12 protein-coding genes are annotated in these 12,193 nt (G+C 61.9%); 5 read left to right on the forward strand and 7 right to left on the reverse strand.

The features are described from left to right. The coding region (locus AC1DVN_RS04415) for a DUF222 domain-containing protein (protein WP_477993521.1) at positions 1 to 614 on the reverse strand (614 nt) is incomplete at its 3' end. Between the two features lie 200 nt (positions 615 to 814). Here AC1DVN_RS04415 and AC1DVN_RS04420 point away from each other — a divergent pair. Next, positions 815 to 1,063, forward strand: coding sequence for a hypothetical protein (locus AC1DVN_RS04420; protein ID WP_223257917.1), 249 nt, complete (start codon positions 815 to 817; stop codon positions 1,061 to 1,063). A 259-nt stretch (positions 1,064 to 1,322) separates the two neighbouring features. Here AC1DVN_RS04420 and AC1DVN_RS04425 read toward each other — a convergent pair whose 3' ends face one another. The 5 genes from AC1DVN_RS04425 to AC1DVN_RS04445 are packed head-to-tail and all read right to left on the reverse strand — an operon-like array spanning position 1,323 to position 6,353. Further along, positions 1,323 to 1,970: an ABC transporter ATP-binding protein gene (locus tag AC1DVN_RS04425; protein ID WP_477993523.1), complete on the reverse strand. Its 648-nt coding sequence runs from the start codon at positions 1,968 to 1,970 to the stop codon at positions 1,323 to 1,325. Between the two features lies 1 nt (position 1,971). Next, complete coding sequence (locus tag AC1DVN_RS04430) at positions 1,972 to 2,889, reverse strand: oligopeptide/dipeptide ABC transporter ATP-binding protein (protein WP_283309480.1); 918 nt, start codon at positions 2,887 to 2,889, stop codon at positions 1,972 to 1,974. Next, positions 2,886 to 3,707, reverse strand: a complete 822-nt coding sequence (locus tag AC1DVN_RS04435) for an ABC transporter permease (RefSeq protein WP_020906350.1) — start codon at positions 3,705 to 3,707, stop codon at positions 2,886 to 2,888. The genes AC1DVN_RS04430 and AC1DVN_RS04435 overlap by 4 nt, the downstream gene beginning before the upstream one ends. Then, positions 3,700 to 4,734: an ABC transporter permease gene (locus AC1DVN_RS04440; RefSeq protein WP_195791582.1), complete on the reverse strand. Its 1,035-nt coding sequence runs from the start codon at positions 4,732 to 4,734 to the stop codon at positions 3,700 to 3,702. The genes AC1DVN_RS04435 and AC1DVN_RS04440 overlap by 8 nt, the downstream gene beginning before the upstream one ends. Next, positions 4,731 to 6,353 carry an ABC transporter substrate-binding protein gene (locus tag AC1DVN_RS04445; protein WP_477993526.1) on the reverse strand — a complete coding sequence of 541 codons (1,623 nt, stop codon included), beginning with the start codon at positions 6,351 to 6,353 and terminating at the stop codon, positions 4,731 to 4,733. The genes AC1DVN_RS04440 and AC1DVN_RS04445 overlap by 4 nt, the downstream gene beginning before the upstream one ends. Before the next feature lie 171 nt (positions 6,354 to 6,524). Here AC1DVN_RS04445 and purD point away from each other — a divergent pair, with 171 nt between their 5' ends. The 4 genes from purD (at position 6,525) to AC1DVN_RS04465 (ending at position 11,670) form a co-directional block, all read left to right on the forward strand. After that, on the forward strand, positions 6,525 to 7,781 hold the full coding sequence (gene purD, locus AC1DVN_RS04450) for a phosphoribosylamine--glycine ligase (protein ID WP_021333105.1): 1,257 nt from the start codon (positions 6,525 to 6,527) through the stop codon (positions 7,779 to 7,781). A gap of 152 nt (positions 7,782 to 7,933) precedes the next feature. Then, complete coding sequence (locus tag AC1DVN_RS04455; protein WP_019747046.1) at positions 7,934 to 9,592, forward strand: GMC oxidoreductase; 1,659 nt, start codon at positions 7,934 to 7,936, stop codon at positions 9,590 to 9,592. 111 nt (positions 9,593 to 9,703) lie between these two features. Beyond that, complete coding sequence (locus tag AC1DVN_RS04460; RefSeq protein ID WP_031332880.1) at positions 9,704 to 10,537, forward strand: helix-turn-helix domain-containing protein; 834 nt, start codon at positions 9,704 to 9,706, stop codon at positions 10,535 to 10,537. A gap of 191 nt (positions 10,538 to 10,728) precedes the next feature. Continuing rightward, positions 10,729 to 11,670: a substrate-binding domain-containing protein gene (locus tag AC1DVN_RS04465; RefSeq protein ID WP_264613938.1), complete on the forward strand. Its 942-nt coding sequence runs from the start codon at positions 10,729 to 10,731 to the stop codon at positions 11,668 to 11,670. A gap of 6 nt (positions 11,671 to 11,676) precedes the next feature. Here the strand turns inward: AC1DVN_RS04465 and AC1DVN_RS04470 are convergent, their stop codons facing one another. Further along, positions 11,677 to 12,132 carry a MarR family winged helix-turn-helix transcriptional regulator gene (locus AC1DVN_RS04470; protein ID WP_113682173.1) on the reverse strand — a complete coding sequence of 152 codons (456 nt, stop codon included), beginning with the start codon at positions 12,130 to 12,132 and terminating at the stop codon, positions 11,677 to 11,679. Positions 12,133 to 12,193: the final 61 nt, after the last annotated feature.

The following is a 12,193-nucleotide window of genomic DNA, read 5'->3' on the forward strand; positions in this document are numbered from 1 at the left end:
GACAGCAACATTTCCCCGGTGAGAGCATCGAAATCCCCGCGCACCACCACCCGACCATTCAACGTCGACGCGATCCGCAACTCATTCCGATCCACATCTTCGGCGGGCGGAATCTCATCCGATTCGAAGATTCGCTCCAAGGTCGCGATCACGTTACGCACCTTCGTGGTCGTGGCCTCCACTCCGGAAGCGGCAGCCAACAACAAATCGATGCACTTCGGTAGCGCTTCCTCCGGCATGCCCTTCGGCGGGGATTCGCAGAACGCCACGATCAACACCGCGTGCTCGAACGAGCAGTCCCCGTCATCGAACCGAGCTGCCACCGCGGGAAACGGGCGTAGCGCTGCACCGAGGGCGGCGATCTTCTTCCCGTCCCGAACCTGCAGCATCGTGTTTGCCGCCAACCAGCAACCCACCCCGCGGCTCGCAATCACCTGATCATCGGGACGCAACGACAACTCGTCCACCACCGCCACACGAACAGCCTCGAGACGAAGAATCTCCGCACTCGCCTCGATAGCGGCAGCACGCAACTCAGAAGCAGACAGCTGCCACAGGCGTCCGCGCAACCCCACCGCAGAACCCGAAACCACGTCCGACAGATAGACACTCATTGAATCCCCCGATCCCCACCCAAAACAATACTCGAACACGCGTTCGAGTCAAGGGTCAATTTTGTTGGGCTGGGGTGTGTTGCTCGAGGTGGCAGATGAGACTGGTATGGCCGTGCGTTCTCGGGTCGATGAGAGAATGAAGCGTGCCTGATCGACCTGAGATTGTCTGTATTTGCGGCTCTGTGCGATTCGCTGAAGAGATGCGGGAGGCGAACCGCGACCTGACGTTCGCAGGCGTGATCGTCGTCGCGCCGGGTGAAGCAGACGAGGCGATCTCTATCGAGCAGAAAACGCTGCTCGACGCGCTTCACCTGCGCAAGATCGACCTGGCTGATCGGGTGCTGGTCGTCAACCCACGCGGATACATTGGCGAGTCCACGCGCCGAGAGATCGCGTACGCGCGCGCCACCGGCAAACCAGTGTCGTTCACGGCGCCGTTTGATCAGTAAGCGCCTCGTTGGTGCAGGCGGCAAGGAAGATCCCAGGCAGAGTTGCGAGTGTTGCAGGAGAGTCGGTGGAGCGCGCTCCCGTCCGGAACCGCCACGCAGTCGGTTCGAACACCGTGCGCCGATCTACGGGCGGTTGACCGGTCGCCTTCACCTTCGGGAGCAACGGACCGATCACCTCCACCGCCTCATCCGAAATCGCATCACGCAAAACGCATAAACACTCGCCCGTGAACTACCGGATCAGGATTGGCAACACGCTCTAAGCGCGAATGCCGTCTAGGTCGTGGACCACGTCGCAGCAGGCGTCGAGTAATTCGCGATCATGGCTGATCAGTAATACGCCGACGCCGGTTTCGGAGGCGCGACTCTCGATCAACCGAATGAGCGCGGCCGTCGTGGCGGCGTCGAGCATCGCCGTCGCCTCGTCGCAGATGAGGTATTTCGGTTGTTGCGCCAGCGATCTCGCTAGACAGGCGCGCTGCAGTTGGCCGTCGCTCACCTGGTGGGGTCTACGGGACAAGAGATCGGGAGTGAGGCCCACTTCTGCTGCCAGTGCGACCACATCGATTGTCCTACCGGCAATATCGCCGGGTTGACCGATGACCGAGGCGAGCGTCTGCCGAGGGTCGGTTGATGCGCGAGGTGACTGAAACAGCATGGACACCGTCCCGCGCAGTGCCGCGGATACCGAGAATTTGGTACCCACGACGGGTGATCCGTCGATTCGCACCTCGCCTGACCACGGTGCATCCAACGAGGCGAGAATCCTTGCAAGTGTTGATTTTCCGGTGCCAGAAGGCCCGGTCAGGCCGATCAGCCTTCCCGGCGGAATTTCGAGCGAGACGTTCTCGAGCACCGGTCGGTTCCGGTGGTAACCGCTGGTAATTCCCAGAGCTTGCAAACTCATGTCAGCCCACCTTCCGCAGTGTTCGGTACGTGCGGTCACCGAGTGTGACCAGTTCGGTCGGGCCACCGGATTGTTTCGACTCCGGGCGTCGTAAGTGGTAGACGCAGTCATCGGGGAGATCGGTGAGTTGCGGTGGTGATCCGGGCATGGGAGTCAAGCCTCGGGATGGCAAGGCGTCGAGCAGGTCTCGGGTGTAGTCGTGAAGCGGATCTTGGAACACCAGAGCCGCCGGACCGGTTTCCATGATGCGTGATGCGTACATGACGGCAAGTCGATCCGCGACATCGCTGCGGGTGAGTGATGCAAGGTCATGGGTGATGAGCAGGACAGCCGCCCCGGAGTCAGCGCACTCTCGAAGTAATCCCATGACGCGGTCGGTGAGTTCGCGATCGAGGTTGGCGGTGGGTTCGTCTGCGACGATCACCGATGGATTACCGGCCAGCGCACCGGCAATGGCAACGCGTTGCGCCATGCCGCCCGACAGCTCGTGCGGGTAACAGTCCAGGGCCGACGGTTCGAGTCCGACGCGAAGTGCCAAGGCGTCGCAAGTGTGATCGCTGCCGAGTGCGTCGATCGTCTCCTGTAGCTGCGATCGCGCAGTCCGGACGGGGGTGAGATGTGTTGCGGCGGATTGTGGAACGAGAGCCACGTGCCGCCCACGGAACGCGGTGCCGGAGAAGACGTCGATCTCGAGGTCCGCTGTATCGACGGTGACCGTTCCGGTTCGAGAAGCATTCGGCGGCAACATGTTCATGACCGAGGTGGCGATGATCGACTTGCCACACCCGGATTCCCCGACAAGTGCGGTCACCGTGCCGGCTGGAACGTCGAGGTCGATGTCGCTCGCAGCGTGGACTACGGATCCTCCGGGCAAAGGGATCCTGACGGTGAGGGATTTGATGCGTAGGCCGCGTTTCACAGTCGTAGCTCCGAAGGTCGAGGGGGCGTGAGCATCGACCGCAGGGCCGAACCGGCAACTGCAACAGCGACGGTGGCGATCACGAGGACTGCGGCGGGGAATGCAAGAGTCCACCAACCGCCGAGGAGCAGAGAACTGCGTGCCTCTTCGAGAAGCGTCCCGAGACTGGGTTTGTGCGGGGGCAGACCGAAACCAAGGAAGGACAACGTCGATTCGTGCCAGACGGCGTGGGGCAGCAGGAGAACGACTGCGATCAAAGCCTGTGGCGCCGTCGCCGGCACGAGGTGGCGCATGATCACGTGACGTCGACTTGCTCCCGCGAGAATGGCGGCGTCGATGTAGGGACGCTCGCGCAGACTCAAGATCTCTGAGCGGATGATCCGGGCCACTTGGGTCCAGTGGGTCAGTGCGATCGAAAGCACGATGGCGGCAATGCTTCCACGGAACATCGCGACGATGACGATGCCGAGCAACAGGTGGGGGAGTGCGTTGACGGCATCGGTGCCGCGCATGACGAACCTGTCCACCCAGCCGCCGACCAGTCCGGCCGTAGTGCCGACGGCGACGCCGATCACCGTGGCGAGCAGCGCGCAGGCGAGTGCGATCAGAAGTGAGGTTCTGATGCCTGCAGCTATGCGCACGAATAGATCTCGGCCCGCCGAGTCAGTTCCGAACGGGTGATCGAACGACGGAGCCAGGCGAGCCGCCGAGAAGTCTGTGACTCGGTCGTCGACGTCGGCCAACCATGGGACCAACGCCGCGTACAGCGCAACGAGGATCAGCACGCCGAGGGCGATCTTGAAGCGTCGTTCAGCCATCGGTACTCACTCTCGGGTCGAGGACTGCAACGAGGACGTCGGCAAGCAGTGAGCCGAGCATGACCGTCAATGTCGTACCGACGGTGAGGAACGCGAGCAGTGCCATGTCGAGGTCACGGGCTGACGAGACGATGGCGCCGGCGATCCCCGGCCAACTGAACACCTCTTCCACCAGCACTGCCCCGACTATCAGCTCGGGCAACCGCACGCCGACGATGTTGACGAAAGGTGCCAGTGATGTGGGCAGTATGTGGCGCTTCGTGATGGTCGGCGTCGGGATACCGCGTGCTACCGCGCCGGCGACAAATCCCTCACTTTTCGAACCCACGACGGACTCTCGGACCGCAAGTAGGAGCCACGGCATTTGCGAAATGGCGAGCACCGTCACCGGTAGGACCAAGTGCCGGATCACCTGTCCCGGTGTGGGATCGGCGCCCCCGTCGGTCAGTCCGGCGACCGGGAGCCAGCCGAGAGTCAACGCGAAGAGCGCGATGGCACCCAGCGACAAGACAAACGGCGGAAGTCCTTGGACCACGACGCTCAGCCCGGACACGGTCTTGTCCAGGAATCCTCCACTGCGGATTCCGGCGAGAACACCGAGTGTCAGCGAGGCGAGAATCGCGATGAGGAGTGAGATACCGACCAGCAGCAGGGTCCATGGCAGGCGTTCGGAGATGACTTGGGAAACAGGCTGATTGAACGATCTGGAGATCCCGAGATCGCCGGTGAACACACCCTGGACCCAATTCCAGTACGTGCTGTACCAGGGGTTGTCGAAACCCATCTGATCGGCGATCAACGCTTTGTCCGCGTCGCTTGTCGTCATGTATCGCGTGCCGAGGTAGCCGACCAGTGGATCGAACGGTGAGATCGCGGCGGCTGCAAAGAGTCCCGCGGACACCACGGCGATGACCGGCACGATGAACAACACCCGCCGACCGACCATCGTGAGGATGGCCTTTCGGCGGGAGTTGTCACGGTGGCCCCGTGTCGGCCCCGCGTCTGGCCGAACGTCGACCGCTGTCATTGCCCTCGGGCCCACGTCTGCAGTGACCACCATGGACCCCAGGTCACACCGTGTGAGTGTGGTTCGAGTACCGGTCCGGACATCTGCCAGTCGGAATCCTTCGACACGTACGTATGGTCGAGGAACACGAGGATGACAAATCCGGGATCTTCGATGTACGCCTGCTGTACGTCGCGATACGCGGCATCACGCGTTGCCTGATCCAGGCTGCGGCGTCCTACTTCCAAGCCGGCGTCGACTGCTGGATTGGAGTAGTCACTGGCGTTGTCGTAGATGCTGCCGACCCCGGGCGCGATGTACTTCGAGTTCAGCGCGTCGTACGCCTGTGTGTCGGGGTCGAAAGGTTCGTCGCCGCCACCGAGAAGCGTCGAATCCTGGTTGATGCGAGGGTCTATACGGTCCCAGGAGAGTGCTTCGAGGTCCACCTCGATGCCGACAGCGAGAGCGTCGGAGGCAAATGCCTGAGCGAGATCGCGTCGAACGGTGTCGACAGAGTTGTACATGATCGTGAACTGTGCCCGCTGACCGTCTTTCGAACGGATTCCGTCGGCACCTTCGATCCAGCCCGCTTCGGTGAGTATTCGCTCGGCCTGGGTCGGGTCGTAGGCGAAGGTTGCGTTCGGGTTGTACGAATCGCCGTAGACCTCGGGGATCGGAGTGGCGGCGACGCGGCCGTGTCCGCCAAGGACGTTGTCGATCATCGACTGGCGATTGGCGGCGAGGTTGAGCGCCATCCGCACGGCTTTGTCGCCTGCCACGGGATTGTTCGTCGGGAGTGAGAGTCCGCGCCAGTCTGCTGACTGATGGGCCGTCACGGACATGTTGTCCTTGCCTGAGAACGTATTGGCAAGCAGTGGAGGGAGATTGGTTCCGTCGATCTCGCCGGACGCCATACGTTGGGCGCGGGTGTTGTCGTCAGGAACATAGAGGAGAGTGAGCTTCTTGATCTCCGGCGCACCGTCCCAGTAGTTCTTGTTCGCCTCGAAGACCGCTCGATCCGGTGAGAGGTCGACGAGTGTGTACGGACCCGTACCAACCGGTGCGGTGTTCAACGGCGATTCGGCGGCAAGCCCGGGTGTCGCGAGGGACTCCGACGGAACCATGCCGATCAGCATCTTCGTCAGCAGTGGGGCATACGAGTAGGCGAGGCGGAACTCGACTGTGCTGTCGTCGACGGCCACGACGTCGCTGATCATGTCGTACGACGACCGCGCTTCGGAGGCGGACGCTGGATCGAGGATCGCCTTGTACGTGGCAACCACGTCGGCGGCGTCGAAGGTCGATCCGTCGGAGAAGGTGACCCCGTCGCGGAGTTTGACCGTCCAGACTGTCGCGTCGGCGTTGGCAGTGGGCATCTCCGCGGCCAGAGACGGCTCGAATCCCGGCATACCGGTGCCTCCGGTGAGCCGGACGAGACCGTCGTACATCTTGGCCTCACCGGCAGCGCCGAACCCTGCGACCGGGTTGTAGCCGCCCAGTTCGTAGCCGTCGGCCAAGACCAGGCCGTCGTTGTTGCCCGAGGAGTCGGTGCCAGTCGGGCTACTGCACGACGTGATCAGAAGTGCGCCGATTGCGGCGGTTGCGGTGAGCGTCAGAACGCCTGGTTTGTGGAGTTTCACGGGTGTCCTTTCCTTGGTGGACAGGTGTCCGAAAACATCTGTTCACCTATTCAGGTATTCATATGATCTCATCTCGAAACGGATATTTCGCACAAAGGTCGAACGCTGGGACCTTGGCCCCGTCGGTGGCACTCCGAGAGCGCTGTTATCGCAGGCCGTAGTCTGTTCCCCGTGCGCGTACTAGTAATCGGCTCCGGAGCCCGTGAACATGCCCTCCTTCTCTCTCTTGCTCGCGATCCAGGTGTCACGGCCCTGATCTGCGCGCCTGGCAATGCCGGGATCGCAAAAATCGCCGAGCAGCACCCCGTCGACGTAGCTTCTGGTGACGCGGTTACCGCGCTGGCCCAGAAGGTCGAAGCCGACCTCGTCGTCATCGGACCCGAGGTTCCGCTGGTCCTCGGCGTCGCAGACGCGGTGCGCGCAGCAGGTATTGCCTGCTTCGGGCCTTCGGCCGACGCCGCCCGCATCGAGGGATCGAAGGCTTTCGCCAAGGACGTGATGGCTGTCGCCGGCGTCAAGACCGCTCACAGCGAGATCGTCGACAATCCGGCCAAGCTCGACGAAGCACTCGACCGCTTCGGTCCCAACTGGGTGGTCAAGGATGACGGGCTGGCCGCGGGCAAGGGCGTAGTCGTCACGACGGATCGTCTCGCCGCGCGCGATCATGCCGCTGAACTGCTCGAGACCGGGCACCCGGTTCTTCTCGAATCCTTCCTCGACGGTCCGGAAGTTTCGCTCTTCTGTCTCGTCGACGGTGAAACCGTGATCCCACTGCTCCCGGCTCAGGACCACAAGCGCGTCGGCGACGGAGACTCCGGACCCAACACCGGCGGCATGGGCGCGTACACCCCCTTGCCGTGGCTGCCCGACGAGATGGTCACGCAGATCGTCGACGACGTCGTCAAGCCCGTCGCTGCCGAGTTGGTCGCACGCGGTAGCAGTTTCTCCGGCCTTCTCTATGCGGGTCTCGCGATCGGTGTCGACGGCCCGGCCGTCGTCGAATTCAACTGCCGATTCGGTGACCCCGAAACTCAGGCCGTGCTTGCTCTCCTCGAAACGCCGCTGGGCGGTCTACTCAATGCGGCATCGACTGGAACACTCGATTCGGTCGGTCCGTTGCAGTGGCGCGACGGTTCCGCTGTCACGGTCGTGATTGCTGCCGAGAACTACCCGGCGACCCCCCGCACCGGCGACGTGATCACCGGAGCCGACGCCGACGGAGTCCTGCATGCCGGCACCAAAAAGCGTGAAGACGGAGCCGTCGTCTCGGCCGGCGGGCGTGTGCTGAGTGTTGTCGGAGTGGGCAAGGATCTGACCGAAGCGCGTGACGACGCCTACGCAAAGATCGCCGACGTCAAGCTTCCCGGCGGTCATTTCCGCACGGACATCGGACTCGGCGCCGTCGAAGGGCGCATCTCTCTTCCCTGACTCGTTCTTTCGGAGGGCCGGTGAACTTTCTGTTCATCGGCCCTTTTCATGGAAAATCAACGGTTCCTCGAAGTTACCCACGAGTATGGACTTCTCGTTCGGTTTCTCCCGGTATATCTCAGCGCGGGGGTCACGGAAAGAGAAGGGCACACTTGAGCATTCGCGCTGGATCCAACGAACGGCACGCACGTACCAATTCCACGCTCTCGCGTAGAAACTTCTTGGCAGCAACAGGATTAGCTGTGGGCGCCGCTGCGCTCTCGTCCTCGTGGACTACGGCCGCCGCTGCGCCCAGGCGAGCATTGAGCGACGGAGACCGTGTCCCTGCGCTCGTGATCGGCAGCGGATACGGCGGAGCCGTTGCGGCTCTTCGGCTGACGCAGGCCGGCATCGACACACACATGGTCGAGATGGGGAAGTCGTGGACCACACCGGGGTCCGACGGCAAGGTCTTCTGCCCGATGCTCTCACCGGACGGACGTTCCTTCTGGCTCAGAGACCGTACAGTTCAACCGGTTTCACACTTCTCCGGCGGCTCGGTGGACAAGAACATCAGCCGCTACGTCGGCGTTCTCGACGCCGAGGACTTCGGCGGGATCAAGGTCTACCAAGGCCGAGGGGTCGGCGGCGGGTCGCTGGTCAACGGCGGCATGGCCGTCACACCCAAGCGCAACTACTTCGAAGAGATCCTGCCCGGGGTCGATTCCAACGAGATGTACTCGACGTACTTCCCGCGGGCCAACGCTGCGCTCGGAGTCAACAACATCGACCCGGCCTGGTTCGAGTCGACCGAGTACTACAAGTTTGCACGAACCGGGCGAAAGACCGCTGAGAGATCCGGTTACACAACAACATTCGTGCCGAATGTTTACGACTTCAACTACATGAAGCAGGAAGCTGCTGGTCAGGTCACCAAATCTGCCCTGGTGAGTGAGGTCATCTACGGCAACAACGCGGGAAAGAAGTCTCTGGACAAGACGTACCTCGCTGCGGCATCCGCCACCGGCAAGCTCACGATCTCGGCGCTGCACGTCGTGACCTCGGTTGCGCCGGCCGCGACCGGTGGTGGATATCAAGTGGTGATGAACCAGATCAACGAGCAGGGCAACACCGTCGGCACCAAGACGGTGACCGCGGACAAGGTCTTCTTCGCGGCCGGCAGTATCGGTACCAGTAAGCTCCTGGTCGCGATGAAAGCACAAGGGCAGCTGGCGAATTTGCCGGGTGCGGTTGGGCAGGAATGGGGGCACAACGGCAACGTGATGGTGGGTCGCGCCAATCACATGTGGGACGCCACCGGCGCGAAGCAGTCGGCGATCCCCGTGATGGGTATCGACAACTGGGCTGACACATCCGCTCCTGTGTTCGCGGAAATCGCGCCCTTCCCAGCCGGTACCGAACTGTGGGTCAGCCTGTACTTGGCGATTGCCAAGAATCCGCAACGTGCTCAGTTCCAATTCAACTCGGCAACAGGCAAAGTCGGTTTGAATTGGCAGCGCTCGCAGAACCAGCCGTCGATCGACATGGCGAAGAAACTCTTCGACAAGATCAACAAGAAGGAAGGCACGATCTACCGGACCGACCTCTTCGGTCCGGTGCAGACGTGGGGCGACCAGTTGACGTACCACCCCCTCGGCGGTTGTGTGCTTGGCAAGGCGACCGACGGCTACGGTCGTCTGCCGGAGTACCCGGGACTGTATGTCATGGACGGATCCCTCGTTCCGGGCAATGTCGGAGTCAATCCGTTTGTCACCATCACCGCTCTGGCCGAACGGAATATCGAGAACATCATTGCGAACGACATGAACTAGAGCGGCGACTCGGGGTCAGGTGCGGTGGGATCAACTTCCTGCCGCACCTGCTCTGCGTGGGTAGCGGTTACAGTCACCTGGACAGACGACGGTCGATCCAGGGATGTAGACGTGAGGCGGACAAAATCCGAGGTTGACGGTGATTGGCTCCGGTGGGGCGTGCCGTCGAGCGACGAGCTGGTGGTATCCGAACACGAATTAGACGACGAGCCCGAAGATTTGGTTCTGTGGGGTGGTGCGTCGAGTGCTGATCAACCGGTGACATGGGAAACCCACGCGCACCGATCGAACGAGATTCTGTTCCCGCGTTCCGGCATTGTGGTTGTTCGCTCGGGCGCCCAGATGTGGACATTGTTGCCGGGACGAGGGCTGTGGATACCGGCACTGCATCGACACTCGGTGCGCGTTGCCGCGGGTGCGCAGTTCCTGACGGTGTATTGCGCTGTAGGGCAGGGGCCTTCGCTCGGTGATCGCCCGGTTGCGGTACACGGCACGCCGCTACTCTACGAGTTGTTTCTGCATCTGAGTGCTCGCGAGATGTCGGACGACGCGAGGCGCCGCGCCGAGCGAGTGTTCTTCGACCTCGTTGTTCCCGGCGACGAGCGCGGAGCGATGAAGATCCCCGATTCGGGCCCGGTCGGGCGGATTGCACGCGACCTGTTGTCCCATCCGGAGGACCCACGCAGTTTCGGAGACTGGGCGAACGAGATCGGCGTCAGCACCAGCACTTTGGCTCGTCGATTCAAGGTGGACACCGGCGTGAGTTTCGGTCAGTGGCGAGTACTGCTTCGGATGAACGTGGCGATGTCCCTACTCGGCCAAGGTGTTGCGGTCGCCGACGTGGCAGAGCAGATCGGATACTCGACGCCCAGTAGTTTCGTCGCCGCTTTCAAACAGTCCACCGGTGTCACGCCGATGGCATTTCGAAAGAACGCGGATCGTTGATCCGATTTCGACATTCTTTGACAAAACTCCGCGATTGCGTCATCCCCTGATCCGCTCTACCGTTAGCCATGTAGGCGAGGCTTACTTTACTTTCCGGGTTCGGGAGTTTCCCGAAACTCGCTCGACAGCATGGGGCAGAAGTGATCGATTTTGTTGCGCCGCGTTCGAAACGCGGTAGCAGGGCCATCTTCATGGCTGTGGCAGTGGCACTTTCGACGGCGCTGGCAGCATGTGGCACCTCGACGACCGACGCGAAGTCCGACGGTGATGCGTGGACGTATGTCGATGCGCGTGGTCAGCAGATTTCGCTCGACAAGATCCCCGAGCGCATTGTGGCGACGGCGGACACCGCGCCGGTGCTACTCGAATACGGGGTCGTTCCAGTCGGTATCATCGGCTTTTCCAGGCTCGACGAATTCACGTTGAATGCATTCGACTTCAGTGGAATTGCCCATGTCAGCGAGACCGACACAGATATCAGTGCCGAGAAACTCCTGGCAGTGGACCCGGATCTGGTCATCGACATCTGGAGTTCGTACAACGGCGGAAACTTCGGCAGCATCTGGGGCGACGATATCGCTCGCGTCGAAGAGGTTGCTCCCATTGCAGGTGTCGAGATCACCGACGGGGCGCAAGCGGCGTTGGACAGCTTCAGTTCGTTGGTTCAGGGTATCGGCGGCACCGACACCTCGCCGGTCTACGCGGCAAAACGGGAAGAGTTGAGTGCGCTCGGTGACCGGGTGCGTGAATTGGCCACATCGCGAACGAATATCTCTGTTGCATACGCGATTCCGTTGGAGTCGAGCCTTGACTACGCGGTGCCGGGATGGACTCCGCTCGGAAGTATTCTCGAAACGATGGGCGTCGAATTCGCGAAGCTGGACAGCGAGGACGGTTTCTGGGCATCAGCGAGTTGGGAAGAGCCGGGCGTCTTTCCGGCCGATCTCCTCCTGATTCCGCCGACGTGGTCTGACGCGCCGGAGCTCAATTCGCCGACGTTCACCAGGCTTCCGGCTGTGGTTTCGGGCCAGGTTGCCTCGGTAGAACTGCGTACGGGGTACAGCCTGACGGGCATCACGGAGCAGATGAGGCGTTTTGCCGACGTCTACGAGAAGAGTGGGAAAGTCACCTGAGTGGCATCATCGCGGTGCGTGAACTCGCAGTGATCGATTGACTCGGTCGAGGATGCCGATGGCAGCGGTCAATGTGTCGAGGTCACCTTCGTCGAGGGCTGTCAGTTCTTGGGCCAGGACACCGATGCGTAGTTCGGACCGACGGTCCCGGCGCGCGCTTCGCTCGTCCTTCACGAAAAGCGTGCTCACCCGGCCGTCTGTGGGATCGGGTCGCCGCTCGATCAGGTCCTTGTCGGAGAGGATGCGCACCAGCGTGCTGACGGTGTTCGGGCGTCTGGAGAGGCGATCGGCCACGGCCCCGATGCGAGTGCCGGGATGGTGCGCGACATCGTGAAGTACCTCGGATTGTGCCTCTGGCAAAGTCGCGTCGGTACCCGACGTATCCATGTATTCACGCAGCGCTCGACGCAATTCGAACGCCGCAGCGATGAGCGATCTCGATGCTTCTTCCGCAGTGGGCACGCGATCAGAGTAGCGATCGACCTCGTGTGATCCACGCCCCAAAACTGTATCTGACACAGAT

Source organism: Rhodococcus sp. P4_E4 (genome assembly GCF_056401575.1).